We start from the raw sequence: 26,200 nt of genomic DNA, 5'->3' as shown, positions 1-26,200 counted from the left end.
CCTTTCCTCCAGTGGGACAGAGACGATGTCGCCCTCCCGATACCTAACTAGCAAACAGTTCCTCCGGCGTTCCGATATCTCGCGTCATTCATTTGCACGCGCTTGTTTGCCAATACGCTTCCGGGATTCTTCCCAGGGCCACCTCCGGCCCTCATCCAGCTCTCCTCCAGGACCATTGAGCGCACCACCCGTTGCTACTGGATGAACGGCAAGCACGACCGCACCAAAACCGAGCAGTAGCCGCAAAGGCACGGTGCTCTATTCCTCACCCCGTGGCTGGATCAGACCGGGGTGAAGCCCGCGTCGGCCAGCACGCGGCGGCCCTGGTCGGACAGGACGAGGTCGATGAACTCCCTCGTGAGGACCAGGTGGGCGGTCTTCGGCACGGTCGCGATGGGATAGTCGTTGATGGCCTTGTCCGCCTCGGGGAACTCGATCCCCTCGACCGCGCCCACCGCCGCCTTGACGTCCGTACGGTAGACCAGCGCGGCGTCCACCTCGCCCAGCCTGACTTTGGCCAGCGCGGCCTTGACGTCCTGCTCCTGCGTGACGGGCTTGACCGTCACGCCACCGGCGGCGAGGGCCTTGACGGCGGCGGCACCGCATGGCACCTGCTCGGCGCAGAGAGCGACCTTGATGGCGGGGTTGGCGAGATCCTTCAGCGCGGCCACATGCGCCGGATTGCCCTTCGGCACGGCGATCTCCAGCCGGTTGCGGGCGAAGATCCTCGGCGAGGGCGCACCCGACTGCTTCATGGTTGCCGGGCTCGCGGCGGCGAAGACGTCGGCGGGAGCGCCCTGGACGATCTGCTGGGCCAGCGTCGAACTGCCGCCGAAGTTGAACTTCACCGTCACGCCCGGGTGCGACTTCTCGAACTCCTTGCCCAGCGTGCCGAACGACTCGGTCAGCGACGCCGCCGCGAACACCGTGAGGGTCTCCGGCTCCTTCTTCCCACCGGCGCATCCCGCCGCGGCGAGCAGCACCATCAGCAGCAGTGCGGAGACGAGGCTCCTGACCTTCACCCTGGCCCCACCTTCACATCGACCTCCTCGGAGCGGCCACGTCAGGCGCTGGGAATCTCGACGACCACGTTCGTGGACTTCACCACGGCGACCGCCACGACGCCGGGCTCCAGGCCCAACTCCTCGGCGGACTCCCGGCTCATCAGCGAGACGACCCGGAAGGGGCCCGCGGCGATCTCCACCTGGGCCATCACGCCGTCTCTTACCACCTCGGTCACGATGCCGCGGAACCGGTTGCGGGCCGACGACGTGGAGCCGTGCTCGTCGCGGGCCGCCTGCGATCTGGCGAACGCGGCCAGGTCGGCGCCGGAGATGATCCGGTGCCCGTTGGCGTCCCGCTCGGCGGCCAGCCGCCCGGCGTCCACCCACCGCCGGACGGTGTCGGCGCTCACTCCCAGCAACGCCGCCGACTCACTGATCCGGAACATGACTCCACCTTAGACATCGCGAGATCGAGGGGCAAACCAGATATTGCTTCGGTAATACGAGATTAATTCTCATATAATCCTGGCAAACGCGATGCCAGCTTCACGCTTCTCCAAGGGCTCGCGTCACTGGGGCGCGGGACTCTTCGTCCTGTGGTCCTTGAGGTGAAGGTCTCCCCCGATCTTCCGCCGGAGCCTATCGAGCACGGAGCGAGGGGCGAGGGCGGTCCACAGGTTCCCGACGAGATGCGGGCTGTACTCCGGAGCCTGGTCCATCCACTCATCCTTCCCCTGCTGAGTCGCGAACGTGGTGAGGAAGAACCGCCCGATGGAGGTCTGGCAGAAGCCCTGCCGGAGCTCCTTCGCGTCGATCTGGATCTCCGGCGTGCAACCGGCCTTGGCGGCGAGCCGCTCGACCGTGGGCGGAGGTCCGGCGTCTACAGGGCCGACCTCTACAGGGGTGACCTCGACCGGGCCGGCATGGCTTGCCGTACAGGCGGCCGCGAACAGCAGGGCGGGGGCGGCGACCCGGACGGCGAGCGTCCGGCGGCCCCTGAGGGGAAGCCCCCTTTGGCGTGAAAGTCTCAACACTTTCGAGGTACGCGGCTTTCGCCGGTCCGGTTCATCGCCAGGTCTTTACCGGATAAATGGACACATAAGGGCCCCCAGCGATCCCATAGGCGTGGCCTGCGGGAACACTCAGGAGGGTGGCCTTTTGAAGCCGCCGCCAGCCCCCGAGAGTGAGGAGAGACGCCTTGGGTGTCAAGCCTTCCGCCAAAGCACAGCACCGTGGAGGCAGCCAGCCGTGGCTGCACCAGAAGGGGATCGAGATCCAGGAGTTCGGGACGGTACGGCAGTTTCCCATCGGCCTCTCCATGGAGACCCGGGCATACTCCTGCCAGCGGCTCAACCAGATCCTGGCCGACACCCAGATCCTCTACAGCCTCTACAAGAAGCATCACTGGCTGATGCGTGGCCCGACGTTCTACCAGCTGCATCTGCTCCTGGACAAGCACGCCACCGAGCAGCTGCCGCTGATCGACATGATCGCCGAGAGGGTGCAGACCCTCGGCGGGGTAGCGATCGGAGATCCCCGGCAGGTCGCCGAGGTCACCGTGATCCCGCGGCCTCCGGACGGCGTGGAAGAGGTTCCGGCCATGCTGTCGCGCCTGCTGGAGGCGCACGAGACGATCCTCGTCGCCGCGCACGACGCCGCCGCGCGGACCGCCGAGATGGGCGACGACGGGACCAACGACCTGCTCGTGTCCGAGGTCATCCGGACCGGCGAGCTTCAGGCGTGGTTCCTCGCCGAGCATCTCGTCGACACTCCGCTCGTCCACGCCTGACAGCCGCCGACGCCTGAACGGCGACGCTGCGTTCGGAGCGAAGTTCGCGCCGCCGTTCGCAGCGCCATCGCCCAGGGTCGCAGCGCAACGACGCCGCCCGGGCCGTGGGAAACGGTCCGGGCGGCGCTGCCACGAGGTGGTTCGCGCGGCCCTCTACGCCTGGAGCCGCCTGAGCCGGTTCGTACGCCCCGTCACTGTTGTCAGCGCGCCGGTCGTGGCCGTCAACGACGTCCGTACCGCTGGTTGAAGCGCTCGACCCTTCCGGCGCTGTCGAGCACGCGGTTACGGCCGGTGTAGAAGGGGTGGCTTGCCGAGGACACGTCGACGTCGACCACCGGATACGTCCTGCCGTCCTGCCACTCGATCGTCTTCCCACTGGTCATGGTGGACTTCGTCAGGAAGGCGAAACCGCCGCTGGCGTCGCGGAACACCACGGAGTGATAGGCCGGGTGGATGTTCTTCCTCATCGTGCCTCCTTGAAGACGACGTGCTGGCGGACGATCGGGTCGTACTTGCGCAGGCTCAGCCGGTCGGCGTCATTCCTGCGGTTCTTGCGGGTGATGTAGGTGAAACCGGTGCCCGCCGTCGATCGCAGCTTGACCACCGGTCGCAGCTCGTTCCTGGCCAATCCAGCTCCCTCCGGGACGATGGGCCGTTCGACGGGAGCGATAACCGTTTTCACCCTAGAAATAATCCCGCCTGGCCGCGACATCCCGCCGGCCGGCGGTGGACGTCCCAGTGGTGGTCGGCCACCGGCTCCGCATGCGGCGGGGGGGGTCATCTCATCTCGACCACCAGCAGGCCGTCCTCCTCCGCGGCGGAGCTTCCCAGGCCGGCGCAGGCCGCGCTGAACCGGTCGCGGATCCAGCGCCAGTCCTCATCGCGGGCCAGCCGCGTCCGGCAATACCGCAGCTCGATCGGCACCGCGCGCAGCCGGAGCGGCCCGCGCTCGTCGAGCGTCACGAGGAACAGCAGCCCCAGGTCGTTGCGGAGCCGGGCGTCCACGATGTAGTCGTCGAGGAAGTCCCCGAGGTCGTAGAGCACGGGCGGGGCGACCCCGTGGAACACATGGGCGGAATGACCCGCGACGAGCGTCGCCCCGGCCGTGGTCAGAGCCCGAGCGGCGGACCGGATGTAGGCCCGCGGCCGGTCCGTCATGTTCGGCCCCCAGTGCGGCGTCACCAGCACGACATCGGCCCGGTCCCACAGCCGCCTGACCTGCGCGACGAGCCAGGGCGGCACACCCGTGACCAGGTCGGCATAGGCCACGCCGGGCCGTACGGCTGACGCCGCGAAGTCGGCGGGATGATCGGTCACTCCGAGCACCCCGACGCGGAGGCCGTCGACCGTGATCACCTCCGGCCGGCGTGCCTCGTCCTCGTCGGCCCCCGCTCCGACGCTGCGGATCCCGGCACGGAGGAGGTGCTCACGGGTGTCGAGCAGCGCTTCCGGGCCGTAGTCCAGCGCGTGGTTGTTGGCCAGGGTCACGCACCCCACGCCGAGCCGCGCGAGCAGGTCGGCGGCCTCCGGCGGCGCGCGGAAGTGAAATGGCTTGCCCGGTGCGTCCCATTTGTGGCCCAGATCAGAGACGCAGCATTCGAGGTTGAGGACGAACAGGTCAGCCTCCGCGAGCCGTTCGCGAAGGTCGGCGGAGAAGAACCGGGCGGGGTCCGCCGACTCGGCCAGGACATCGGCCACGCCACGTCCCAGCATCGTGTCCCCCGCCAGCGCCAGAGTCACCGGCATCGCAACATCACCTACCAGGCCCGATCGCCCCCTACCCGGCCATCGGTCTTCAAATCGCGATGTTCCGGACACGCCCAGAGGACCGGCTCGGAGCGTATCGGTCAGCCTGTGATGCTGGGCCTGCCGTTCTCGATGTGGCCCATCAGGCGACGGGCGAACGCGGTGTTCCCGGCAACGGTCAGCCTCAGGTCGTACCAGCCGGTCTCGGTCTCCCACGGGATCTGGCCAGTGGTTCCCGCCGCCAGTTGAACGGCCTGGGGAGCCCCGCCGTACGCCAGGGGTGAGATCGCGACCTGCACCGGTGAGCCGCCTGTGTTGCGGACGTGGACGGTGATCGTGCGCCTGGCGGCGTCGATCTCGCTGGTGACCTCGACGGGGTCCCTGAGGACGCCGCGGAACTCCCGGCGGAAGCCGTTCGGCCCGGTGAGGACCAGGTCGTACGCGTCGGTCGGGAAGTAGACCACCTCTCGGAGGTCGCCGAGCACATCGAAGTGGAGGGGACGGACCAACTCGCCGAGGTAGCTGTGCAGCGCCAGGTGGGCGCTCGCCGTACCGCCGTTGGTCATGGTGATCTCGACCGCACGGCCGGTGGTCCGCGCGGAGGCGTCCGGCTGGTACGGCAGAGGGCGGGCGCGCCTGGCGCCCGGCTCCTGCACGGGCATCCGCTGCTCGGCCGGGACGGCGGGATACCACCGCCCGCCCGAGGAGGCGGCCACCCCCGGCGCCGGGACGTCGGGGTCCGCACTCTGGCCGGGTGCCTCCGCGAGCGGGTGCGCCAGGGGAACATCGAAGTCGAAGGCGGAGGTGAGATCGCCGACGACCGTACGCCGCCAGGCGCTGATGTCGGGCGCCTTGATGCCCAGCCAGGACTCCAGGAAGCGCACGGTCGAGCTGTGGTCGAACGTCTCGGAGCAGACGTTGCCTCCCACAGTCCACGGCGAGACCACGATCATAGGCACGCGGACGCCGAGCCCCATGGGCCGCCCGTTGACGAACTCGCCCGGCGTCCCGTCCGGCGGGACGGGCGGAGGGACGTGATCGAAGAAGCCGTCGTTCTCGTCGTACGTGATGAAGACGGCCGTGCTCGCCCACACGCCGGGATGCGAGGCGAGCGCGTCGAGGACCTGGTAGATGATCTTCCCGCTCTCGACGGCGGAAGACCCCTCCGGGTGCTCGGAATCCGCGAGCGAGGTCACGATGTAGGAGACCGCCGGAAGGCGTCCGGCCGCCACGTCGGCGGAGAACCACTCCCCCAGGCCCCCCGTGCGCGTACGGCGGAGCGCCCGGTCGTAGAGCTCCCGGTCCGCGGGGTCGAGCCGGGCCACCCTCTCGTCGAGTTCCGCCAGCAGCGGCGCCGGGTCATCGGCCGCCCGGACCGCCTCGTAGAAGGAGTGCATGCTGGTCTGCCCCAGCTTCGCCATGACGGCCTTGAACGTGGCGAAGAACTCCAGGTTGTTGCACTGGTAGTTGTCCCATTCCTGGTAGACCTGCCAGCTGTGCCCGGCCTGGCTCAGCAACTCGGGCGCCGTGACCCAGGTGTAGCCGGCGTGCCCGTCCTCCTCGCAGGCGTCGTTGTCGACGGCCCGCTGCCCGGTGCCCGGCTCATAGCCCGTATAGCCGGAGATGTGGTAGTTGCGGTTGGGCGTCGTGGATGTCAGCGCCGAGGAGTGGTAGGCGTCGCAGATCGTGAACGCGTCCGCCAGGTCGTAGTGCAACGGCAGGTCATGACGGTCGTAGTAGGCCATGGTGGAGTGGCCCTTGTTGGGCACCCAGGCGTCGTGCCAGCCCATCGCCCAGGCGTTCTGGGTGCCGAGCCAGCTGTGGTCGTGGGTGTCGAGCAGCATGGGGTCGGCTCCCGCGCCCCTGGCCGCCTCTCGCACCGGGAAGGGCAGCACGCCGTCCTGCTCGAACACGGATTTGCACGCACGGGTGGCCACGGCGTTGCGGTCTCCGAAGCCCCGCACGCCGCGCATACGCCCGAAGTAATGGTCGAACGACCGGTTCTCCTGCATCACGAAGACCACGTGCTTGATGTCGGAGAGGCTCGCGGCCGGGGCGGGCCGCGCCAGTACGCGCGACAGGGACGGCGGAAGCGATGATCCGGCCGACATCGTGATGCGTTCCTCCGGCGAAGTAATCGGTTCGACGGCCTTCAACCTAACAGCGAGCCTCACCCGCTCACTCGCGGGGACGGCACCCGCCTGGGCCGTGCTCGGCCGCGTCCCCGGAAAGGTCGACGACACAGAGATGATCGTCATCGGCTTCCCGAAGTCGCAGGACGAGTCCGACCAGGGCTGAAGCCCAACCGCGACTGATGTCCGGCCGGGCGCGCCCAGAGGGGGCGTGCCCGGCCTCGTCCGCGTTCCCTGACGGGCGCCCGCGGCGATCAGCGCGCCTGTGCGGAGTTGCCCATGACGCCACGCACTCGGCGTGCCGTACGGCAACCTTGCCGGCATGCCATCGCTAATGTGGAGCGGGTTGTCAGATGGGGAGCATCGTCATGAAGGGTGAAGAACTCCCAGCGCGCGCCGAGTCATTCCATCTCGCCCTCCGGGAGGCGATCCGCGAACGTGGGCTGACGCTGGAGCGGTTACGTGCCCGGCTCGTCGGCCGGGGCCTGCCCGTCGCGCTCTCCACGCTGAGCGACTGGCAGCACGGCCGCAGCAGGCCCGAGCGCAGGCAGTCGCTGCGCGTGGTGGCGGCGCTGGAGGACATCCTGGGCATGCCGCGGCATTCGCTGCTCGCGCTGCTGGAGCGCGACACCGAGCCGGGCAGCCGGCGGCGGGCAGGGCTCGACGAGCGGGCCCGCGCCCTGGGCGAGCTGCTGGGCGCGCTCCCCGGCTCCCACGAGAGCGATGTCGAGGTCGTGACCAAGCACCAGACGGTGACCCTGGACGGGCGCCGCGTCGCGGTGTCGGCGCGGACCCGCGTGCTGATCCGGGCCACCCACGACGGCGTCGACCGCTACTTCGTCCGGTGCTTCGGGGAGGCGGGCTCGGATCCGGAACGGCTGGCGGTCCGCCCGCTGGACTACTGCAGGCTCGGCCGGGTCCTGCGCCATCCGTCCGAGCCCGTCATGGTGGTCGAGCTGCTCTTCGACGAGACGCTCGCCAGAGGCGACACCTGGGTGTTCGAATGGGACTGCGTCGACATGAACCAGACGGTCGCCAGGGAGTTCGGCCATGGGTTCCGCCACCACGTCGGGCACTACCTCATGGAGATCCGGTTCGATCCGGCGGCGCTCCCCGCCGGATGCCACGCGTACGCCCGCGCGGGGCTGGCGGCGCCGGCCCGCCGGCTGGGCGATCTGGCGCTGAACGCCCATCACGCCGTCCACCTGCCGGTCGCCAACGTCTCCTCCGGAGTGCGCGGCATCGCCTGGGAGTGGCCCCCCGAGCCCGCCGAGCCCGCCGAACCGGTGCCCCTTCTTCCGGACACCGGAGCTCGCCTGACGACCGGCCCGGCGGCGCGGGGTCACTTCGTGAAGCCGATGTCCTCGTAGCGGACGGTCGCGAAGGCATTGGCGCCCAGGTTGGCCAGCGTCGGCTTGGTCGCCCAGATCTCCGGGCTCTGGAACAGCATGATCCTGTTGACCTCCTGCCAGATGAGCGCGTCGGCCTCGTTGGCGAGCCGCCGGGCCTTCGCCGGGTCCAGCTCGGCCGCCGCCCGCCTGAGCAGGTCGTCGAGCTGCGGCGAGCCGATCCTGGCCTCGTTTCCCCTGGTCAGCAGCTCACCGTTGGCGTTCTTCGTGGGGGTGAGATAGCCGCCCTGATTCGAGGAGATGGGGAAGGCGTCGCCGGTGACCCCGAAGCCGGTGATGTCGAAGTTGCCCGGCCGGATGTACTTCTCGAAGAACTCCCCGCCCGGGGTGACCTGGATGTCGACCTTGATGCCGATCTGTTCGAGCATCGCCTGGGTCAGCTCCGACTGGGACTTGTGCACCTCCACGCCGGTGACGATGACATAGCGAAGCCTGAGCTCCTTGCCGTCCTTCTCGCGGAACCGCTTGCCAGGGGGGAGCGTCCAGCCGGCCTGGTCCAGCAGCGCGGCGGCCCTCTTCGGGTCATACCTGCCGAGCCCGCCCGTGTTGTCCTGGTAGCCCTCCTGGCCGTGGGAGAAGAAGTGGTTGTCGAGGGTCCGGACCGGCCAGTCCATCCCCTCCAGCCCGGACCTGGCGAAGACCTGCCGGTCGAGGCCCAGCAGGATCGCCTGCCGTACGCGCACGTCGGTCAGGGGGCCGGAGCCGCCGTTCAGCATGAGGAACCGGGTGTTGGGCGAGTCGGCGCGGCGGAGCGACACGCCGACTCGCTTGGCACGTTCGTAGTACCCGGCGCTGCGGCCGACCTGGGCGAGGTCGAGCTCGTCGTTGGCGAACGCGTTGACGACAGCGTCCGGGTCCATCGCCCGGAAGATGATCCTGTCGAGCTTGGCCCGGCGGCCCCACCAGTAGGGGTCGCGGACCAGCGTGACGGTCGCGGCCGTGGGGTCGATGGACTCGACCTTGAACGGCCCCGCCGTCACGGGGATCTTCCCCACCCAGCCCTGGTTGAAGACGTCGGAGTGACCGGTCGTCGAAGTGGGGAGCAGGCTGGCGTACATCGCCTGCCAGTCGGCGAACGGCTGGGCGAAGGTCACGACCACCTGGTACGGCCCGGCGCCCTGCGCCACCTTCTCCATCCGGTCGTACGGTGTGGGGTCCCTGGTCTGGAAGCCCTTGCCGGCGCCGGTCATCGCCCGCCACACGCCGATGTAGTCGGCGGCGGTGATCGGGTGGCCGTCCGACCACCGGGCCTTCTCGTTCAGCGTCAGCGTCACCGTGGGCTTGGCCGACGGCTTCAGCTTGGCGTCGAGCACGAAGTCCGGGTTGGGCGACGGCACTCCCTTGGAGTCGACCACGAACGCCTTGGGGATCAGCGCGTTCATCACGTCCGCGGCGGCGTCGCCGTTGAGGTGCAGAGGGTTCCACTGCTCGGGGAACTCGTCGAGCGGCCAGCGCAGCGTGCCGCCGTCGGGCAGCCGGTCGCGGGAGACCGGGTTGATGTCGAGGACCCTCGTCACCTCGGCGATCTTGGGCTTGCCGTCCTGTCCTCCGGAGGCGCAGCCGGTCAGGACGAGGGCGAGTGAGGCGGCGAGGACCGCGACGCGCCTCGGTATCGATTTCACGGTGTGCTCCCTTGGTTGACCAGGTGCTCCTGTCCGGCCGGCGAGGATCAGAGGACGGGGACGGCCTCGGCGTGATGGCAGGCCACCGCCTGGTCCGTCCCGTTCAGAATCCGCATGGCCGGTCGGCGGGTGACGCACGGCTCGCGATCGGCCGCCGGAAGGGCCGCGAAGGTGGGACATCGGGTGCGGAACCGGCATCCGGACGGCTGGTCGGCGGCGCTCGGAAGATCGCCGTGCAGGAGGATGCGCCGCCGGGTCCGTTCCTTGACGGGATCGGGGATGGGCACCGCCGACAGCAGCGCCTGCGTGTAGGGATGCGCCGGCCTGCCGTACACCTCGCCGACGGAGCCGATCTCCGCGATCCGGCCGAGGTACATGACCGCGACCCGGTCGGCCACGTGCCGTACGACCGCGAGGTCGTGGGCCACGAAGAGATAGGAGAGACCGAGGCGGTCGCGCAGCTCGTTCAGCAGGTTGATGATCCCCGCCTGGATCGAGACGTCGAGCGAGGACACCGGCTCGTCCAGGACCACGAGTCTGGGCTCCAGCGCCAGCGCGCGGGCGATCCCGACGCGCTGGCGCTGGCCGCCGGACAGGTGCTGCGGGTAGCGCGAGGCCAGGTCCGGGTCCAGGCCGACCAGCCGCAGCAGCTCCCCCACCCGGCGTCCCCTGCCGCCGTGGGCCCGCACCGGCTCGGCGAGGATGTCGCCCACGGGCATCCGGGGGTCGAGGGCCGACAGCGGATCCTGGAACACGATCTGCAGGTCCGCCCGCAGGGCCCGCCGATCCGCGCGGCCGAGCTCCGCCGTGTCCCGGCCGAGCACGGCTATGCGGCCCTCCTGCGGCGCGGCCAGCTCCATGATCTGCTGGAGCGTGGTGGTCTTGCCGCAGCCCGACTCGCCCACCAGGCCCAGGGTTTCCCCCTCGCGCAGGTCGAAGCTGACGCCGTCGACCGCGTGCACGGTCCCGACCCGGCGCTTGAACGCCGCCCCCTTCACCAGGGGGTAGTGCTTCACCAGCCCGTCCACCACAAGCACCGACGGCCGGACATGCCTCGGACGCCGGGCGTGCGGATGCTTCGCGTCTCGCGGATGCGGCGAGCCGTTCTGCCCTCGCGCGGCGGGCCGTACGAGCGGAAGGCCCTGGGCGATCTCGTCCGCGCGGACGCACGCCACCCGATGCCCGGTGTCCCCCGCGGACGCCGGTGCGAGCTCCGGCTCCGCCGCCTCACAGGCCGGTAGGGCGAGCGGGCAGCGCGGCGCGAACGCGCAGCCCGGCGGCAGATCCCGGGCCGGCGGCGGGCTGCCCTCGATGCTCATGAGCGTTCGGCCGCCGCCCCGTCCCGGCGTCAGACCCGGATCGAAGAGGTCGAGCCGGGGGACGGAGCGGAGAAGCCCGATCGTGTACGGCATGCGCGGCCGGGCGTACATCTCGTCGACCGGGCCGACCTCCACCGGCCTGCCGGCGTACATCACCATGACCCGGTCGGCCAGTCCGGCGATGACCCCGAGGTCATGAGTGATCATCAGGATCGCCGCGCCGGTGGCTTCCCTGGCCGCCTTGAGCACCTCCAGGATCTGGGCCTGCACGGTCACGTCCAGCGCCGTGGTCGGCTCGTCAGCGATGATCACGTCGGGGTCGTTGGCCACCGCCATGGCGATCATCACGCGCTGGCGCATGCCGCCGGAGAGCTCGTGCGGAAAGGCCCTTCCCCGTGCCGCGGGAATGCCGACCAGGTCCAGCAGCTCGGCGGCCCGTTTCCCGGCCTGGTCACGTGAGACCCGCTGGTGCGCCCTGACCGCCTCGGCGACCTGGTCGCCCACCGTGTAGACGGGAGTGAGTGAGGAGAGCGGATCCTGGAAGATCATCGCGACGCGGCCGCCGCGGATCGCGGCCAGCTCACGGTCGCGGAGACCGAGGAGCTCCCGGCCCCCCAGGCGTACCGAACCACGGACCCGCGCGCCGGCCGGGAGCAGGCCCATGACGGCGAGCGAGGTGATCGACTTTCCGGAGCCCGACTCGCCGACGATGCCGAGCACCTCTCCCTTCGCCAGGTCGAGGCTCACCCCGCGCACGGCGAGCACGCCCCCGGGAAAGGTCACATGGAGATCGCGCACGACCAGCACGCTCTCCTGCCCCGTCCCCCGAGACGCCGGGCCCGTCATCGGGGCGCCTCCCGCCTTCATCGGGCGCCTCGGGCCGACGCCGGGTCGAGCGCGTCGCGCAGGCCGTCGCCGACGAGGTTGACCGCGAGCACGATGAGGATCAGCAGCCCGGCGGGGAAGGCGAACAGCCACGGATGCGGCACCGCCTCTGAGGCCCCCGCCGCGATGACGGTGCCGAGCGAGACGTCTGGCGGCTGGACGCCGAAGCCGAAGAACGAAAGGCCGGCCTCTGCGATGATCGCCCCGCTCACGCTGATGGCTCCGTCGATGATCAGGAAGGAGGCGAGGTGGGGGATGACATGCCGCAGCACGATGAGCGGTGCGGGGATGCCCATGTATCGGGCCGCCTGGACGAACTCCCGCTCCCGCAGGGAGATCGTGAGCCCGCGCACGACCCTGGCCGTGATCATCCAGCCGAAGATCGCGAGCAGGCCGACCAGGATGAGGAACCCTCGCTCCCGCAGCTTCGGGGAGAGGATCGCGATGATGAGGAAGCCGGGCAGCACAAGCAGCAGGTCGACCTGCCACATCAGGAGCCGGTCGGCCCAGCCGCCGAAATAGCCGGCGCACGCCCCGACGGCCGCCGCGAGGACGGTCGAGACCACGGCGACGAGCAGGCCGATGAGCAGCGACTTCTGCATGCCGCGCAGGCTGAGCGCGAAGACGTCGGAGCCGATCTGCGTCGTGCCGAACCAGTGCTCGGCCGACGGGGGCCGCAGGAAGGCCGTGAAGTCCTTCTGGCCGTAGTCCCACGGGTAGAGGGCCGGCCCGGCGAGGGCCAGCACCGTGAGGACGGCGAGCAGGAGCAGCCCGGCGACCGTTTCCGGGTTGCGGGCCATCCGCCGGGCCACCAGCGCGCCGCGTGAGTGCGACCGCACCTCACCGGTCCGCGCGTCAGGCCGTGCCTCGTCGTGCGGTGACGGAGCCTCGTGGATGAGCACCTATCTCACCCGCACCCGGGGGTCGAGGATCGCGTAGAAAACGTCGGAGAGGAGCCCGGCGAGCAGCACGAGGACCGCGCTGAAGAGCGTGACGGCGGCGACCGCGTTGGTGTCCTGCCGGTTGATCGAGTCGACGAACCAGGCGCCCATCCCATGCCAGCCGAAGATCTTCTCGGTGAAGGTCGAGCCGACCAGCAGGAGGCCGAAGCCGTACGCGAAGAAGGTGGCGGCGGGAATGAGCGCCGTGCGGAGCGCGTGCTTGAGCATCGCCGTACGGCGGCGCAGGCCTTTGGCGAGAGCCGTACGGACGTAGTCGGCGCCGAGGACGTCGAGCATCATGGCGCGCTGGTAGCGGCTGTAGACGGCGATCTGGCCGAGCGCGACCGTGAGCGTGGGGATCGCCAGATGGCCGGCCCTGTCGGCGAGATGGGCGATCAAGCCGCCCTCCAGGCCCGGCGTCGCCTCCCCGGATATGGAGAAGATCTTCGTCCCGGCGCGCTGGTTGACCCACGTCGCGGCGATCGAGAGCGCGGTGCCGAGGACGAAGGTCGGGGTGGCGAGGACGGCGAAGGACAGGACGGTGATGGACCGGTCGACGGGCCGGTACTGCCGGAGGGCGCTGTAGGCGCCGACCAGCACCCCGGTCACCGAGCCGAGCACGACCCCGAGCAGCAGCAGGCGCAGGCTCACCCCCATGCGGCGGCCCATCTGGGCGTTGATCGACTCGCCCTCCCAGGTCCTGCCGAAGTCGCCGTGGAGCACGCCGGTGATCCAGACGCCGTACCGCTGGATGAGCGGCTCATGGTCGTTCAGGTTGAGCGAGCTCAGCGTGGCCTCCACCACGGCGGGAGGCGGTGGAGGGCGGCGGTCGGTGTAGTTGGCCCGAGGGTCGAGCGCGGTCGCCGCGAGGGCGTAGGCAAGGCTGGATGCCAGCACGATGAGCCCCAGGTAGTTGAGAAAGCGCCGTGCCAGAAATGCGGCCATGAAACCTCACATTCACTGCGCCGCGCCTCCGCCCCAGCAATATGGCAGCCCCGGGGCGCGTTTGTCGTGGCGAATCCGGGCCCGGTCTTTCGATCGCTCACGCACTGTTTCGATGTAGATCTCATTTCGATAACACCCAGGCGCTCGTGATCATGCACGGATTCCGGACTGTGGCCTCTGAACTCGGCCTTCACCGATCGTGATCATGCACGGGCTCCCGGTCATGGCTTCGGAGCTTGGTGTCCGGGCATGGCGATCATGCACCGGCCATGCCGTACGGCGCCGGGCAGGGGCGATCAGGCCAGTCCCACATGATGCCGAGCACGCCGGGCGACACGTCGGCGGCGGACAGGTGCACGGCGTGGTGGGGGTTCATGGCCAGCGACCCGGTCCGGTGCAACGGGCCGCTCAGCCCGTGGCGCGCGTAGGAGTAGCAGCCGGAGGGCAGGCGCTCGGGGTGGAACCGCACCTCCAGCACGTACTGCGACACCGGGTGGCGGAAGCCGTACCCGTATTCGTTGCTGGGCTGACCCGTGTAGTCGACGGCCCCGTGTTCGAACACCCATGTGTCGCCCGCGCGCAGCGTCGCGTCGAAGAGGAACTCCGCGACGAGCACGGGCTCGGACGGATGGCGTTCCACCCGGCCCAGACGGCAGTTCTCCAGTGGCAGCAGAATGACGTCGTCGATCAGGCAGCCGGGGTCGCCGAAGTAACGGACGACATGGCGGTCCACGCCGTCACGGCGGGCCCTGATGAGCGTGCGGTTCCACATCCGGTACGCCGCACCGCGCCGGTCGAGCGCCACCTTCTGCTGATCGCTGACGATGAGCGCGTCGCGGCTCCTGGCCCCGGGAAGGCGGTCGAGCAGCTCGCCGAGGGCTCCCTCACGCTCGTCGAGCTTCGTCGAGCTGCGCTCCAGCAGGTTGCGCAGTGACGCGGGCGGCAGCCCCAGGATGTCCTCCAGCGCCTCGACGACACGGATGGACCGCTCGGTCCCGGGGCGGCGGTTTCCCTGCTGCCAGTCGCTCAGCGTGGACAGGGCGATCGGGATGCCGGCCTGCATGATCCGGCAGCGCAGCCGTTCGAGCGTGAGGGCGCTTTCCCGGATGGCGGCGCGCAACGCGTGATGGAAGGGGCCCGAGAGCAGCAGGTCGGCGACTTCGACGTGCTCTTCACGAACGAATCGGGTCATGGCGGCACCTCTGGAGTGCGCGGGGCCGCCGAGCCGACCGCCCCGCTGTGTCATGCCGCCTCTCCAGCAGTGTGACATTACGACCTGCCCCGCCGAAGCGAAATAGCACAGCTAGTTGCGAAATTTCGGCTCTTGCGGGTGCTTTCACGCACAGTTCACCTTTAGGGACGTCCCCCCGTCTCCCTTACGAGGAGAGCCATGCGTGCATCCCTTAAATTGCTCGTCGCGGGTGTCCTGATCGCCGGTCTGGGCCTACCGGTGGCCGCGAACGCGGCGAGCAAACCCCGGCCGACTCCCGTCCCCACCCCGAGCCCCGACGTGACGATCCAGATCATCGGCGGGCAAGACGCCACCGAGGCGTACCCCTTCATGGTGTCCCTGCAGACCCTGCGCGGCGACCACTTCTGCGGCGCCGCGCTGATCAGGCCTCAGTGGCTCTACACCGCCAAGCACTGCGTCCACGACGAGGGTCCCGGCACCTTCCAGGCCAGGATCGGGTCGAACAACCGGACCTCCGGCGGCGTCGTCGTCAAGGCCGCCCAGGTGATCGTCAACCCCAGTGGAGCCAGTGACGCGGCCCTGGTCAAGCTGGCCTCTCCGGTCTCGTACGCGCCGATCAACCTGGCGTCGTCCACTCCGGTCGGCTCGGCGATCCGCCTTCTGGGCTGGGGAGCCGTCAGCGACCCGCAGCCCATGCCGCCGCCGATCACCCTCCAGCAACTCGACACCGACATCCGGCCCGACAGCCAGTGCGGCACCGGGGCCGAGGAGATCTGCGTCGGCAACCCGTCCGGCTGGCGCGGCGCCTGCTACGGCGACTCGGGCGGCCCGGCGATCATCAAGGTCGCGGGCGTCTGGCTCCTGGCGGGCGGCACCCACGCCGGCACGTCGGGCATCTGCGGCCAGGGGCCGTCGATCTACACGGACGCGGCCTTCCACAAGTCATGGGTGGAGAGCATCGCCGGGCCCGGAGGCCCCAACCCCACACCGACCCCCACTCCCACGCCCACTCCCACTCCGACTCCGACGCCGACTCCGACGCCGACTCCGACGCCCACTCGGACTCCGACTCCCACGCCCACGCCGACCAACCCCGGCAGCTACCCCGCCTGGCAGGCGTGGACGTCGTACACAGCCGGCACCCGCGTGTCCTACCAGGGCACGAACTACCAGTGCGTCCAGAGCCACACGTCGCAGCCGGGCTGGGAGCCCCCGAACGTCCCCGCCCTCTGGAGCGTCGTCCGCTGATCCGTCCCTGACCTGTCCCTGATCCGTCCTGACCCGCCCGCCGAGCAGGCCCGGGGAGGCGCGCTGACCGCGCCTCCCCGGGCTACGGCAGGATGCGGCGGCGCGTGGACGCGGCCGGAGGCAGGCGGAACCGGCCGAGCTCTCGCAGCGCTCGGGCGGCACCGGTGCGGCGGGCCAGCGCGAGCGCGTCGCGGGCCAGGTCGGCCGACCGTTCCCGCTCGTGGGCGTCGGCGTACGCGTGGGCCGTCAGCGCCATGGTGTACGCCCTGGCATAACCGGGCCGGGGCCGAGCGGGACCGTGTTCAAGGATCTCGATCATCCCGGACGGCCTCGTCCGACGACGCCAGCGCCCCCTCCGCGTCGCCCGCCTCGTGCCGCATGCGGCTGAGCAGCTCCGCGTTGCGTGAGGCGAGCAGCAGCAGTGCCCGCCGCACCCGCGATCCGGCGTCCCGGCGGAACGTCTCGATCCCGGCGAGCAGCGGGCGCAGGACGCCGCCGAGCCGCCGTACAGCCGAAAATGTCGGCGGGGGTCCTTAGAGTTGGCGGCATGCTGACCCGTCGCGCGCTCAACAGGGCGTTGCTGGAGCGCCAGTTGCTCCTGCGCCGCCATCCGCTGACGGCCCTGGCAGCGATCGAGCACCTCGTCGGCATGCAGTCCCAGGCCCCGCTTCCGCCGTACGTCGGACTGTGGACGCGGCTGCTCGGCTTCCGCCAGGGCGACCTGGCGCGACTCCTGCTTGACCGGGCGGCCGTGCGGATCGCCTTGATGCGCGGCACGATCCACCTGGTCAGCGCCCGCGACTGCCTCGTCCTGCGGCCGGTCGTGCAGCCCGTCCTCGACCGATGGTTCTGCACCTCCTACGCCAAGCGGCTGGACGGGGCGGACATGGAAGAGGTCGTGGCCGAGGGGCGGAGGCTCGTCGAGGAGCGACCGCTGACGTTCAACGAGATCGGCATGCTGCTGGCGGAGAAGTGGCCGAATCCTGACGTGCTGTCGCGCGCCGTGCGGGTGGGGGTGCCGCTGGTCCAGGTCCCACCGCGCGGCATCTGGGGCGCCGTCTCTCAGGCGAGGCACACCAGCGTGGAGTCGTGGCTCGGCGAGCCGGTGGGCGACGGCTCCGCGATCGACGCCATGGTCCTTCGTTATCTGGCCGCGTTCGGACCGGCCTCTGTCAAGGACATGCAGGCGTGGTCCGGCCTGACCGGGTTACGCTCGGTCGTGAAGAGGCTGCCGGATCTGGTGGTCCACCGCGACGAGCACGGGGTCGAGCTGTTCGACCTGCCGGACGGCCCGCTTCCCGATCCGGACACGGATGTGCCGGTCCGGTTCATCCCCGAGTTCGACAACCTGCTGCTCTCGCACGCCGACCGCGCCCGGATCATGTCCGAGGAGCACCGCAAGATCGTCTTTACGGTCAACGGAATCATCAAGGCCACCATCCTGGTCGACGGTTTCGTCGCGGGCCTGTGGCGGATCGTGCAGACGGGGGGCTCGGCCGTCCTGGAGATCGAGCCCTTCCAGCCGCTGTCCTCCGGTGCCCGCGACGCGCTGGCGGCCGAGGGCGCGGACCTGCTCCGCTTCGCCGCGGCCGAGGCCACCGCCCACGACATCCGCTTCGCGTGAGCGCCGCCTACGGGCGGCACCCGGGTCCACGCGGCGCCCGGGGACCGAGTGCCACATGAATCCCCGTCCGGTGCCGTTTGACTCCGAGCGGGGCCCGGGCCGTGTCCGGGCGGGGGCGTCCGGCGGGGGCGGGCCGTACGAAGAAGGGGTATGACCTCGTTCTCGCGCCATCTTCAGCAGACCTCCCCAGGCCGTCTCTCGGTGGCGGTGGACGCCGACGCGGCCCCCGAGCGGGTCTTCGCCCTGCTCACCGACTGGCCCCGGCACGGTGAGTGGATGATGCTGACCCGCGCCCGCGTGGTCTCCGGCGACGGCCACAGCGTCGGCAGCGGCCTCGCGGCCTTCACCGGGATCGGGCCGGTGGGTTTCCTGGACACCATGGAGATCACCTCCTGGGACCCGCCGCACGAGGTCGCCGTCCGCCACATCGGCAGGCTCGTGCGCGGCACCGGGCTGTTCCGCGTGCTCCCCCGGGCCGGAGGCGGCAGCACGATCGTGTGGGAGGAAGACCTCGAGTTGCCTTTCGGCCCTGCCGTACGGCTCGGCTGGCCCGTGATCAGACCCCTCAGCGCGACGTTCCTGCGCCGGTCCCTGCGGCGCCTGGCCGAACTGACCCCATAACCAACCCACAGCTGAGCCGGCTCAGCGGCAGTCGCGCGTCAGCTCTTATGACGTCCTGGGCTCACTGATGTTCGGCCCGATCGGCCTCCTCATCGCGGGGCCGGTGGCCATCCTGGTCGGCTCGAAGCCGGCGCTGGCCGGATGCGCCGTGATCATCGTGCTGTGCTGTCTCGCCGCGCTCCTTTCTCCAAGGGTGCGCCGGCTGGAGGCGCGGGTCCCCTCGGAAGTAGCCCCGCCGCGTTGAGTGAGGAGCGTTCACCATGCGCCCGGCGGCGGAGCGGCTTACAGCGGCGGCTCGGAGGCGCCGAGCCGTCGCGAGATCGCCTCGGCGTCGGGGCCGACGATCAGGGAGCCGTCGGCCATCGTGATCCCCGTGGGTGCTCTCACCGATTCGCCGTGCGGGTCGAAGCAGACCAGGCCGTGCCGTACGGCGAGCTCCTGGACGACGCGGCAGACCTCGCCCGCGCGGGGGAAGACCATCGACATCAGCACGAAGTCGGCCCCGACCGTCAGCGGCGTGGACCACGGCGAGCTCCCGTAGTTGTCCGCGGTGAGATCGGGGAAGTCCGAAGTCAGCTCCTCGTAAAAGGCCGCGACCTCGAACCTCGGCTCGGCCGTCGCGCCGTCCCCACGGCGCCGGTCCCCACGAGACCGCTCCCCGCGACACCAGGCGGCGTACTTGAGGGAGGCCTCCTCCTCCGTGATCGGGAAGGCCTCCCACCAGACACCAAGTTCGAAGCTCACCGCGGCATCCTATGGCGGCATCCGCGCTGAGGCTGTCCGGTCGTGCCGAGCGTCGCCACCGATTCCCACCGGCCCGTCCTTCCCGTACGGCGTCACGTCAAGGCGAGGCGGGAGCGGGTGGCCGCGAGGGCCCGCGGGTCGGCTTTGTCCGCCTTCCACGGGCGGCACAGGTGGTCGCCGTCCTCCCTCGGCACGAGATGAACGTGGAGGTGGAACTGGTCCTGCCAGCCCGCGTCGCGGTTGGCCTGGAACAGCGTCAGGCCGTCCGGGTCGAACACCTCCCGGATCCGCCCGGCCATCCGGTGCACCGTGCGCATCACCGCGGCGGCGTCCTCCTCCGTGATCTCCCACAGGTCGGCCGCGTGACGCTTGGGGATGACGAGCGTGTGCCCCTCCATCACGGCGGTGTTGTCGAGGAACGCCACCGTCGCGTCGTCCTCGTAGAGGATCTCGGCGCCGAGCCGGCCCGCCACGATGTCGCAGAAGACGCACACCTCGGAGCCCGCGTCACTCATCGGCCGCGACTCCCTCGCCCGCCGCAGGCCCCTGAAGCGACCCGTCCAGCGACCCGTCCAGCGAGCCCGCACGCCGCCCGGCGAGCAGCTCGGCGGCGACCTGGGTGTTGACTCTGCCCGCGCCGTACGTCACCACGCTCGGGCCCGTCGCCGCCGCCGCGTCGTCCGGCATGCCGACGGCGACCAGGACCGTGTCGGGCCGCGCGGCCAGGACCTTCCCGACCCACGCGCGCTGCCACGGGATGCGGTAGGCGTCGCGGACGACGATCACCAGCGGCCCCTCCTTCGCGCCCTCCACGATCTCCTCGGCCGAGGCCCCGTGCTCGTCCACCCGGTGGCTGTGGGCCACCAGCCCCAGGTCGGCGAGCCGTTCGGTCACGCTCCAGTGCGCCTCGCCGACCGCCACGTTGGCCGGGGCGCGCAGCTCCACGACGGTCGCGGGGCCGCTCAGGACGACGTCGCCCGTCACGCGGACCGCGCGGCGCGCCGCTTCGAGGCCCACCGAGCGGTCGGGGGCGGGTCCAGGGCGCGGAACGGCCCCGGCGCGCATGGCGGCGACCCGCGCGGCGGCCGTCTCCAGCACCGACACGTCCAGCTCGCCCGCGCGGACGGCGTCGGCGACCCCGGCCCGGATGGCGGCGCAGAACGGCTCGCCGTCGAGGGGGCCGAGCAACTGCAGGTCCGCCCCGGCCTGGAAGGCGCGTACGGCGGTGGCCACGATGCCGGACGGCCCGGCGGCGGCCTCCATGGCGACGGCGGTGCTGACCAGCACGCCCTCGTAGCCGAGCTCGACCCGCACCAGGTCGTGCAGGATGCGGCGGCTCACCGTCGCGGGCGTGCCGGGATCCAGCGCCTCGAACACCACGTGCGCGGTCATGAGACTCGCCGCCCCGGCCTCGATGGCCGCGACGAACGGGGCCAGCTCGCGCCGCCGGAACGTGTCGAGATCGCAGTCGATCACCGGGAGGGAGTGATGGGAGTCGCTGACGGTCGCGCCGTGGCCGGGGAAATGCTTGACCGCCACCGCGATGCCCGCGTCCCGCATGGCCCGGACGTAGGCGGCGCCGTGCGCCCCGACCCGCTCGGGATCCGAACCGAACGAGCGCACCCCGATGATCGGATTGTCCGGGTCGCTGTTGACGTCGACCGACGGCGCCAGGTTGTAGTTGACGCCGCTGGCCGCGAGGTCCGCGGCGATCGCCGCCGCGACCCGGCGGGTGAGGTCGAGGTCGTCGACCACGCCGAGCGCGAGGTTGCCGGGATAGGCGCTGCCGGTCTCGTAGTCGAGCCGGGTGACGTCGCCGCCCTCCTCGTCGATCGAGACCAGCGCGTCGGGCCGGGTCTCACGGAGGGCACGTGCGATCTCCGCGATCGACCCGGGGCGGCCGGCATGGTTGGCGGGGAAGATCGTGACCCCCGCCAGGCCGTGCTCCAGAGCCTCGTGCACCCAGGGCGGCGCCTCGGTGCCCCCGAAGCCGGGCAGCAGGCAGGCGTTGACCAAGCGGTCGAGCTCGTTCACTGGCTGACTCCTCGTCGTGATCATGGAGACGTACGGCTGCGCGGCCCCGGCGGGCCGTACAGGCACCCGGGGGTGTGGACGTTGAGGGAACAAGAGGTGGGCGCCCCCGGCCCATGACGGCCGCTTGAGACATCCCGCCGGACGGGCCGGTGGCGGTGGTCAGCCCTGGATCTGCTCCGACAGCGCCTGAAGCTCTTTAGCGGTGCGCGACAGGGGGAACCTGGCGGCGTTGCGGTAGCCGGCGGCCCTGACGTCGTCGAGCGCCGCCGGGTCCTTCCTGAGCCAGGAGACGGCCTCGGCGATGGCGTGCGGGCCCGCGGCGAGGTCGACCGGGATGGCGGAATCGCCCAGCACCTCCAGCAGCCCCGGGACCGGCTGGTACAGCACGGGCAGCCCGCACGCCTGCGCCTCCACCGCGACCAGGCCGAACGCCTCCAGCCTCGTCGAGGGGACGATGAGCAGGTCGTGCTCGGCGAAGGCCCGCCAGAGGTCGGGCCGCGACAGCCAGCCCAGATAGCGGACCCCCGCGAGGCCGGACTCCTCGTCCAGCCTCCGATACTCCGCGGGAGGGGCCGCCACGCTGAGCGTGACGCCGTCGAGGCCGGCGAGGGCTTCGAACAGGCCGCTCCCCGCCTTCTCGGCCGTGAGCCGGCCCGCGTAGAGGAGACGCAGGTCTCCCCCGGCGTGGCGGTGCCGTTCGGGCGGCTCCGACAGGAGGTGGTCGGGGATGCCCCAGGGGATGTGGGCGATGCGGCTGGAGTCGGCGGGGGCGAGGCGGCCCAGCAGGGTCGCCATCGCGGTCGTGGGCACCACGATGGCGCGGGCGGCGGCGACGGCCTCCTTCAGCACCTCGGCCTGGGTGGGGTGGTCGGCCGCGAAGAGCAGGTCCGTGCCGTGGACCAGCGCCAGATGCGGGTGCCGGGGAAAGGCGCGGAGCAGCGCCGGGGTGGCGCCGAAGGCGAGGTGCTGGAGGTGAACCACCCCGTAGCCGGCGGCCGGGAAGCGCTCCCTGATGGCGGCGGCGAGGGCGTCCACGTAGGCCCAGAACCCCGCGCCGTCCACCTGCTTGCCCGGCACCGCGAGCAGCGCCGGACGGTCCGATCCGGGCGCGCCGGAGTCGGAGGCGGAGCCAGAGGCAGCGTCCGGCGGGGCCAGCATGAACACGTCGGCCGGGATCAGCCGGTCAGGCGCGAGGTAGAGGTCCCGGAGAAGTTCGACGCTGCCACCGGGACTGCCCGGAGGGAGGTCCACTCCGGTGATCGTGGTCACATCAGCTCCTCGTAGAGGCGGGAGATGTCGATGCCGCCGGTGCGCATGTACTTGCTGCCCATGCGCTGGTAACTGGCCGTCGACCCGAACGTGGTCAAGAAGATGATCTTTCCGAAGGTCATGTACGGATAGACCCGCACCGGCCGGGCCACCCGGATCTCCAGCGTCCACCGGATCGCGTGGCCCACGTGGCCGAGCGGCGCCGAGACGTGCACCCAGATGCCCAGCGCCCCGATCGTGTGGTCCCCGTTGATCATCTGCGCGTACCGCTCGGATGAGGTCCGCTCGTGGGTGACGCCGAGATAGAGCTTCCCGGGGAGCAGGACCATCCCTTCCGAGGGGATGCGGAGCTCGGTGAACGGGGTGGAGACGGCCGCGTCGAGGTCGGTGTCGCACACCCGGATGTGGTCGCCGAGGCGCCAGTCGTACGCGTTGGGCGAGATGCGGCCGGGGTCGAAGGGGTCGATGACGATGTCCCCCCGGCTGATGGCCGCCGCGATGGCCTTCGCGGTGAGGATCACAGCGTGGCCATCCTGTCGTGCCAGTAACGGGACGCCTGCGGGCCCTCCGACGCCTGGTACTTCCCGGAGTACAGGTCGATCTCACCCGAGGACACGAAGAACATGATCTGGCCGATCTTCATGCCCGGATACACCCGCAACGGGCGGACCGGCGACAGCATCAGCGTCCACTGCCCGTGGAAGCCGATGTCGCCGATCGGCGCGGTGATCTCCACGAACAGTCCCAGCCGTCCGACGGACGACCGGCCGAACAGCAGCGGAACGTAGACGTCCGACCCGACCCTCTCCACCGTGTGCCCGAGGTAGAGCTGGTTCGGCTGGAGGACGTACCCCTCGTCACCGAGCGGGATGACCTCGGTCGGGTTGGGCTCGTACGCGTCGACCACCTCGTTGGTGTAGGTCAGCAGCGTCTCGCCCAGCCGTACGTTGTAGCTGTTGGGATTGACCTGGTCGATGCTGAACGGCGAGATGCCGATCCGCCCGTCCTCGGCCGCAGCGGTTATCTCTGGCCCCGTGAGAATCATCGAACCCTCTGTATGTCGGCGTCACGCGGTGATCTGGTTGGTCGAGAAGTCGAACTCGACGAGATGCTCGATCTCCAGCTCCCTGACCAGGCGGTGGACCCCGGAGAAGTCGGTCACGAGCAGCTCGTTGCCAGGCGCGGACTGGCAGTCCTCGATGATCTCCCTGGCCTTCGGGATGCCGGCGAACTCCAGGATCTGCGGCCACAGCTCGTAGTCCTCGGCGCCGAACGCGATGATCGACGCGGGCAGGGCCCTGATGAAGAGCTCTTTCTGCTCCTTGTTGAGGTGGGGGTAGACCTCCCTCATCACCTCCAGCATCACCGGCCCGTGCGCCGCCTCGTCCCGGGCGTGCAGCCGCGCGACGAGGGCGTGCATGGGCTGGACGGTCTTGTCCCTGGCCATCAGGTCGAGGAACGCGTTGACGCTGATCTCCCCCACCGCCGTCCACAGCAGGTAGAGCAGGTCCCTCTCCCAGCGCTCGCTGGTCTCGGCCTCCAGGGCGTACAGCCTGCGATTGGTCACCGGGTGGGAGTAGCCCCCCGGCTCCGCGGTGACCTGTCGCGCCTCCCGGGTCCGCTGCATGGCGATCATGTGCATGTACGTGTGCCACACCTCGTCGATGTGGGACTGCTGGACGGCCTCCTTGGCCTCGTAGCGGTCGACTCCGGGGAACACGCCGTGCGCGAGCATCTCGAACGTCGGGTTGGCGACGTACTCCTCGGCGGCGATGACCCGCTCGTTGTAGGCCAGCCAGGCCAGGGTGTTCACCTGCATCCGCTGCTCCTCGGACGCGGCGAGGTAGTCCGGGTGCTGCCCGAACGGCATGAGCCGGATCGGGTAGTCGAGCAGCTCCGGGTCGTACGGCTCGTCGGGGTTGGCCACCTTGTTCATGTCGGTGCGGATGGTGGCCCGCTTCGGCCACGCGGCGACGAGCCGCCGGAGCGTGCTGGGGCCGATGCCGGGCTCGGTGTCCTCGATGGAGATCGTCATGGTGCTCTCCTGTCACATGAGGTGTGGAACTTCATAACAGGTGCGAGTCAGTGCATGCGCGAGACGTCTCACGCCGATCGGCGGATGCCGGAGCGAGTGAGGTCGTCGATGGTCGTCGAGGGTGGGAAGAATGATCCTCTATGGGCGATAGGGGGAAACGGGAAAGGTCAGGCGGCCTGGTGGGGGCCGAGCAGCTCGTCCACCAGGACGAAGCGGTAGCCGCGGTCGAGGAGCCCCTCGATCACGCCGGGAAGGGCCGCGACGGTCTGCGAGCGGTCACCGCCGCCGTCGTGCATGAGGACGATGGAGCCGGGGCGTGCCTGGGCGAGCACCTTCTCCGTGATGACGCCGGGCCCCGGCAGCGCCCAGTCGAACGGCTCGACGTCCCACAGCACGACCGTCACGTCCTGGGCGGCCAGCCAGTCCATGACCTCGGGGGTGCGGGAGCCGTAGGGGGGCCGGAACAGCCGCGACACGGTGCCCCCGGCGTTGGCGAGCACCTCCTCGGTGCGCTCGATCTGCTCGCCGAGCTGCGGGCGGGACAGGTCGGGGAGGAAGGGATGCGACCACGTGTGGTTTCCCACGGCGTGGCCCATTCCGGCGATGCGGGCGATGTCCCCCGGCCGCGCGCTGGCGTGCAGCCCGACGCAGAAGAACGTGGCCGGCACGCCGTACCGCTCCAGGATGTCGAGGATCTGCCCGGTGTAGGGCGGGTTGGGGCCGTCGTCGAAGGTGAGCGCGATGTCCGCCCGCTCCCGCCCGCCGTGGCGCAGACAGCGTCCCGCCCTGGTCAGCGCGTCCTCGGCCGCCGCGGCTTCGGCGATCCCCGCGTCGAGCTCGTGGATGCGGCCGGTGAGCGTGCCGCCATCGATCTGCAACCTGGCGAGGGCGGAGAGGTCCTGCCGGGCGGCCTGCGCCAGCGCGCCGGCCGTGACCGAGCCGAAGAGCGGCCGCTCGGGCAGCACCCACGGATCGGCGCGGTAGACGTCCAGCCCGGAGACCATCATGCCGCCGTCCAGGACCCCGTTGGTGCTCTCCACGACCGTGACGAGGGACTGCCCGGACGGCTTCGCGATGCCCTGCAGGTACGCGATCATCTCGCGCTGCTGTCCCGCCCCGAACCGGACCGGTGGCGTGGCGTGCCGCCCGTCCTCGCCGACCACCTCGATCTCGTAGCCGTTGGAAGTCCAGGCGATCCCGGAGTACAGCATCGATCCCCTCTCCACGTCACTCACGATCGTCATTTCCGCCACGCCCCGCCCCGTTCCGCCCCGTCAGCTCCGGCTCTGCGGTCTTCGGGTTTCGGCTACGGCCACGGGGGCGCGGGCGGTCGCGTTATCGGACGCCGCGTTATTGGACGCCGCGTTATCGGACATCGACGGCGGGCCCCCTTCTTCCACCTCGGTCACCCAGCGTGAGATACGCCCAACGAGCCGCCGCCGCTTCGCCGCCGCCGAGGACGCGAGAGCGCGACGTGGAACAGGTGGTACGGCCGGCACGGCGGCGGCCCCCCGGTGAGACCGTCCATGCGGCTGTAGTTAAGAACGTTTCCTAACTCTCCGGCCATCGTCCGTGTGCATCCGCCGTCCTGTCAAGGAGTCAGCCGAAATGAATTGCACCACAAGACGAGTTCCCAGGAAA

The 26,200-nt window shown here is 70.4% G+C and carries 29 protein-coding genes; 7 read left to right on the top strand and 22 right to left on the bottom strand.

All coding sequences use genetic code 11. The features are described from left to right. Positions 1-281: 281 nt before the first annotated feature. The 3 genes from modA to ABH927_RS24690 form a co-directional block, all read right to left on the bottom strand. Complete coding sequence (gene modA, locus ABH927_RS24700; RefSeq protein WP_370025440.1) at positions 282-986, bottom strand: molybdate ABC transporter substrate-binding protein; 705 nt, start codon at positions 984-986, stop codon at positions 282-284. Positions 987-1,063: 77 nt separating this feature from the next. Further along, positions 1,064-1,450: a molybdopterin-binding protein gene (locus tag ABH927_RS24695; RefSeq protein WP_370025147.1), complete on the bottom strand. Its 387-nt coding sequence runs from the start codon at positions 1,448-1,450 to the stop codon at positions 1,064-1,066. A 123-nt stretch (positions 1,451-1,573) separates the two neighbouring features. Next, complete coding sequence (locus ABH927_RS24690; protein ID WP_370025146.1) at positions 1,574-2,035, bottom strand: hypothetical protein; 462 nt, start codon at positions 2,033-2,035, stop codon at positions 1,574-1,576. 167 nt (positions 2,036-2,202) lie between these two features. Here ABH927_RS24690 and ABH927_RS24685 point away from each other — a divergent pair, with 167 nt between their 5' ends. After that, positions 2,203-2,793 (top strand): Dps family protein, encoded by a 591-nt coding sequence (locus ABH927_RS24685; protein WP_370025144.1) that lies wholly within the window; start codon positions 2,203-2,205, stop codon positions 2,791-2,793. 221 nt (positions 2,794-3,014) lie between these two features. On the opposite strand, the gene ABH927_RS24680 is transcribed toward ABH927_RS24685, so the two are convergent. The 4 genes from ABH927_RS24680 to ABH927_RS24665 all read right to left on the bottom strand — a co-directional run bounded on the left by ABH927_RS24680 (position 3,015) and on the right by ABH927_RS24665 (position 6,650). Beyond that, positions 3,015-3,260, bottom strand: coding sequence for a type B 50S ribosomal protein L31 (locus ABH927_RS24680; protein ID WP_370025140.1), 246 nt, complete (start codon positions 3,258-3,260; stop codon positions 3,015-3,017). After that, the gene (rpmG, locus tag ABH927_RS24675; protein WP_261583701.1) at positions 3,257-3,421 is read right to left on the bottom strand and encodes a 50S ribosomal protein L33; all 165 of its coding nucleotides are present in this window, start codon (positions 3,419-3,421) and stop codon (positions 3,257-3,259) included. Before rpmG ends, ABH927_RS24680 begins: the two co-directional genes overlap by 4 nt. A 149-nt stretch (positions 3,422-3,570) precedes the next feature. Further along, the gene (locus tag ABH927_RS24670) at positions 3,571-4,539 is read right to left on the bottom strand and encodes a CapA family protein (protein ID WP_370025138.1); all 969 of its coding nucleotides are present in this window, start codon (positions 4,537-4,539) and stop codon (positions 3,571-3,573) included. A 101-nt stretch (positions 4,540-4,640) separates the two neighbouring features. Further along, a complete protein-coding gene (locus ABH927_RS24665; protein ID WP_370025136.1) occupies positions 4,641-6,650 on the bottom strand; it encodes a phosphocholine-specific phospholipase C in 2,010 nt (669 codons plus the stop codon). 1 nt (position 6,651) lies between these two features. On the opposite strand from ABH927_RS24665, the gene ABH927_RS24660 reads away from it, so the two are divergent. Both ABH927_RS24660 and ABH927_RS24655 read left to right on the top strand, forming a co-directional pair. Next, a complete protein-coding gene (locus ABH927_RS24660) occupies positions 6,652-6,837 on the top strand; it encodes a hypothetical protein (RefSeq protein ID WP_370025133.1) in 186 nt (61 codons plus the stop codon). A gap of 202 nt (positions 6,838-7,039) precedes the next feature. After that, complete coding sequence (locus ABH927_RS24655; protein WP_370025131.1) at positions 7,040-8,041, top strand: multiprotein-bridging factor 1 family protein; 1,002 nt, start codon at positions 7,040-7,042, stop codon at positions 8,039-8,041. Here ABH927_RS24655 and ABH927_RS24650 read toward each other — a convergent pair. From ABH927_RS24650 to ABH927_RS24630, 5 genes are all read right to left on the bottom strand, one after another. Beyond that, complete coding sequence (locus tag ABH927_RS24650; RefSeq protein WP_370025125.1) at positions 8,014-9,702, bottom strand: ABC transporter family substrate-binding protein; 1,689 nt, start codon at positions 9,700-9,702, stop codon at positions 8,014-8,016. The two genes, ABH927_RS24655 and ABH927_RS24650, sit on opposite strands and share 28 nt — an antisense overlap. A gap of 47 nt (positions 9,703-9,749) precedes the next feature. After that, positions 9,750-11,867, bottom strand: coding sequence for a dipeptide ABC transporter ATP-binding protein (locus tag ABH927_RS24645; RefSeq protein WP_370025123.1), 2,118 nt, complete (start codon positions 11,865-11,867; stop codon positions 9,750-9,752). Positions 11,868-11,884: 17 nt separating this feature from the next. Next, positions 11,885-12,808, bottom strand: a complete 924-nt coding sequence (locus ABH927_RS24640; protein ID WP_370025117.1) for an ABC transporter permease — start codon at positions 12,806-12,808, stop codon at positions 11,885-11,887. Further along, positions 12,809-13,792 carry an ABC transporter permease gene (locus tag ABH927_RS24635; protein WP_370025113.1) on the bottom strand — a complete coding sequence of 328 codons (984 nt, stop codon included), beginning with the start codon at positions 13,790-13,792 and terminating at the stop codon, positions 12,809-12,811. It abuts the gene before it with no gap. Between the two features lie 256 nt (positions 13,793-14,048). Continuing rightward, entirely contained in the window at positions 14,049-14,984 is a 936-nt protein-coding gene (locus ABH927_RS24630; protein ID WP_370025111.1) for a hypothetical protein, read from the bottom strand. Positions 14,985-15,182: 198 nt separating this feature from the next. Here ABH927_RS24630 and ABH927_RS24625 point away from each other — a divergent pair, with 198 nt between their 5' ends. Further along, positions 15,183-16,232 carry a trypsin-like serine protease gene (locus ABH927_RS24625; protein WP_370025102.1) on the top strand — a complete coding sequence of 350 codons (1,050 nt, stop codon included), beginning with the start codon at positions 15,183-15,185 and terminating at the stop codon, positions 16,230-16,232. A gap of 82 nt (positions 16,233-16,314) precedes the next feature. On the opposite strand, the gene ABH927_RS24620 is transcribed toward ABH927_RS24625, so the two are convergent. After that, positions 16,315-16,551, bottom strand: coding sequence for a hypothetical protein (locus ABH927_RS24620; protein ID WP_370025088.1), 237 nt, complete (start codon positions 16,549-16,551; stop codon positions 16,315-16,317). Then, the gene (locus tag ABH927_RS24615; protein WP_370025081.1) at positions 16,535-16,666 is read right to left on the bottom strand and encodes a hypothetical protein; all 132 of its coding nucleotides are present in this window, start codon (positions 16,664-16,666) and stop codon (positions 16,535-16,537) included. The genes ABH927_RS24620 and ABH927_RS24615 overlap by 17 nt, the downstream gene beginning before the upstream one ends. Positions 16,667-16,779: 113 nt before the next feature. On the opposite strand from ABH927_RS24615, the gene ABH927_RS24610 reads away from it, so the two are divergent. From ABH927_RS24610 to ABH927_RS24600, 3 genes are all read left to right on the top strand, one after another. Further along, positions 16,780-17,856, top strand: a complete 1,077-nt coding sequence (locus tag ABH927_RS24610) for a winged helix DNA-binding domain-containing protein (protein ID WP_370025075.1) — start codon at positions 16,780-16,782, stop codon at positions 17,854-17,856. Positions 17,857-18,006: 150 nt separating this feature from the next. Beyond that, positions 18,007-18,477, top strand: a complete 471-nt coding sequence (locus tag ABH927_RS24605; RefSeq protein WP_370025069.1) for an SRPBCC family protein — start codon at positions 18,007-18,009, stop codon at positions 18,475-18,477. A gap of 67 nt (positions 18,478-18,544) precedes the next feature. Beyond that, positions 18,545-18,721, top strand: coding sequence for a hypothetical protein (locus tag ABH927_RS24600; RefSeq protein WP_370025067.1), 177 nt, complete (start codon positions 18,545-18,547; stop codon positions 18,719-18,721). 38 nt (positions 18,722-18,759) lie between these two features. Here ABH927_RS24600 and ABH927_RS24595 read toward each other — a convergent pair whose 3' ends face one another. The 8 genes from ABH927_RS24595 to ABH927_RS24560 all read right to left on the bottom strand — a co-directional run bounded on the left by ABH927_RS24595 (position 18,760) and on the right by ABH927_RS24560 (position 25,803). Next, positions 18,760-19,221, bottom strand: a complete 462-nt coding sequence (locus tag ABH927_RS24595; protein ID WP_370025061.1) for a hypothetical protein — start codon at positions 19,219-19,221, stop codon at positions 18,760-18,762. Positions 19,222-19,313: 92 nt separating this feature from the next. After that, on the bottom strand, positions 19,314-19,736 hold the full coding sequence (locus ABH927_RS24590) for an HIT family protein (RefSeq protein ID WP_370025051.1): 423 nt from the start codon (positions 19,734-19,736) through the stop codon (positions 19,314-19,316). After that, entirely contained in the window at positions 19,729-21,255 is a 1,527-nt protein-coding gene (locus ABH927_RS24585) for a glycoside hydrolase family 3 N-terminal domain-containing protein (RefSeq protein WP_370025048.1), read from the bottom strand. Before ABH927_RS24585 ends, ABH927_RS24590 begins: the two co-directional genes overlap by 8 nt. Before the next feature lie 159 nt (positions 21,256-21,414). After that, positions 21,415-22,524: a glycosyltransferase family 4 protein gene (locus ABH927_RS24580; protein ID WP_370025044.1), complete on the bottom strand. Its 1,110-nt coding sequence runs from the start codon at positions 22,522-22,524 to the stop codon at positions 21,415-21,417. Further along, positions 22,521-23,045 (bottom strand): dCTP deaminase domain-containing protein, encoded by a 525-nt coding sequence (locus ABH927_RS24575; RefSeq protein WP_370025040.1) that lies wholly within the window; start codon positions 23,043-23,045, stop codon positions 22,521-22,523. The genes ABH927_RS24580 and ABH927_RS24575 overlap by 4 nt, the downstream gene beginning before the upstream one ends. Then, entirely contained in the window at positions 23,042-23,569 is a 528-nt protein-coding gene (gene dcd, locus ABH927_RS24570) for a dCTP deaminase (RefSeq protein ID WP_370025036.1), read from the bottom strand. The genes ABH927_RS24575 and dcd overlap by 4 nt, the downstream gene beginning before the upstream one ends. A gap of 21 nt (positions 23,570-23,590) precedes the next feature. Further along, entirely contained in the window at positions 23,591-24,559 is a 969-nt protein-coding gene (locus tag ABH927_RS24565; RefSeq protein ID WP_370025032.1) for a diiron oxygenase, read from the bottom strand. Between the two features lie 167 nt (positions 24,560-24,726). Then, positions 24,727-25,803 (bottom strand): polysaccharide deacetylase family protein, encoded by a 1,077-nt coding sequence (locus tag ABH927_RS24560; protein ID WP_370025029.1) that lies wholly within the window; start codon positions 25,801-25,803, stop codon positions 24,727-24,729. Between the last annotated feature and the right edge of the window lie 397 nt (positions 25,804-26,200).

The organism is Planotetraspora sp. GP83 (assembly GCF_041262585.1).
Lineage (GTDB): Bacteria > Actinomycetota > Actinomycetes > Streptosporangiales > Streptosporangiaceae > JAOEGB01.
The sequence above is the reverse complement of the archived record's forward strand: the minus strand, read 5'-3'. Positions and strand labels throughout refer to the sequence as shown.

Coding starts and splice junctions, on each gene's coding strand:
- modA (WP_370025440.1), bottom strand. CDS start 986: ATGGTGCTGCTCGCCGCGGCGGGATGCGCCGGTGGGAAGAAGGAGCCG.
- ABH927_RS24695 (WP_370025147.1), bottom strand. CDS start 1,450: ATGTTCCGGATCAGTGAGTCGGCGGCGTTGCTGGGAGTGAGCGCCGAC.
- ABH927_RS24680 (WP_370025140.1), bottom strand. CDS start 3,260: ATGAGGAAGAACATCCACCCGGCCTATCACTCCGTGGTGTTCCGCGAC.
- ABH927_RS24670 (WP_370025138.1), bottom strand. CDS start 4,539: ATGCCGGTGACTCTGGCGCTGGCGGGGGACACGATGCTGGGACGTGGC.
- ABH927_RS24665 (WP_370025136.1), bottom strand. CDS start 6,650: ATGTCGGCCGGATCATCGCTTCCGCCGTCCCTGTCGCGCGTACTGGCG.
- ABH927_RS24655 (WP_370025131.1), top strand. CDS start 7,040: ATGAAGGGTGAAGAACTCCCAGCGCGCGCCGAGTCATTCCATCTCGCC.
- ABH927_RS24645 (WP_370025123.1), bottom strand. CDS start 11,867: ATGACGGGCCCGGCGTCTCGGGGGACGGGGCAGGAGAGCGTGCTGGTC.
- ABH927_RS24635 (WP_370025113.1), bottom strand. CDS start 13,792: ATGGCCGCATTTCTGGCACGGCGCTTTCTCAACTACCTGGGGCTCATC.
- ABH927_RS24630 (WP_370025111.1), bottom strand. CDS start 14,984: ATGACCCGATTCGTTCGTGAAGAGCACGTCGAAGTCGCCGACCTGCTG.
- ABH927_RS24625 (WP_370025102.1), top strand. CDS start 15,183: ATGCGTGCATCCCTTAAATTGCTCGTCGCGGGTGTCCTGATCGCCGGT.
- ABH927_RS24620 (WP_370025088.1), bottom strand. CDS start 16,551: ATGATCGAGATCCTTGAACACGGTCCCGCTCGGCCCCGGCCCGGTTAT.
- ABH927_RS24610 (WP_370025075.1), top strand. CDS start 16,780: ATGCTGACCCGTCGCGCGCTCAACAGGGCGTTGCTGGAGCGCCAGTTG.
- ABH927_RS24605 (WP_370025069.1), top strand. CDS start 18,007: ATGACCTCGTTCTCGCGCCATCTTCAGCAGACCTCCCCAGGCCGTCTC.
- ABH927_RS24600 (WP_370025067.1), top strand. CDS start 18,545: ATGTTCGGCCCGATCGGCCTCCTCATCGCGGGGCCGGTGGCCATCCTG.
- ABH927_RS24590 (WP_370025051.1), bottom strand. CDS start 19,736: ATGAGTGACGCGGGCTCCGAGGTGTGCGTCTTCTGCGACATCGTGGCG.
- dcd (WP_370025036.1), bottom strand. CDS start 23,569: ATGATTCTCACGGGGCCAGAGATAACCGCTGCGGCCGAGGACGGGCGG.
- ABH927_RS24565 (WP_370025032.1), bottom strand. CDS start 24,559: ATGACGATCTCCATCGAGGACACCGAGCCCGGCATCGGCCCCAGCACG.
- ABH927_RS24560 (WP_370025029.1), bottom strand. CDS start 25,803: ATGACGATCGTGAGTGACGTGGAGAGGGGATCGATGCTGTACTCCGGG.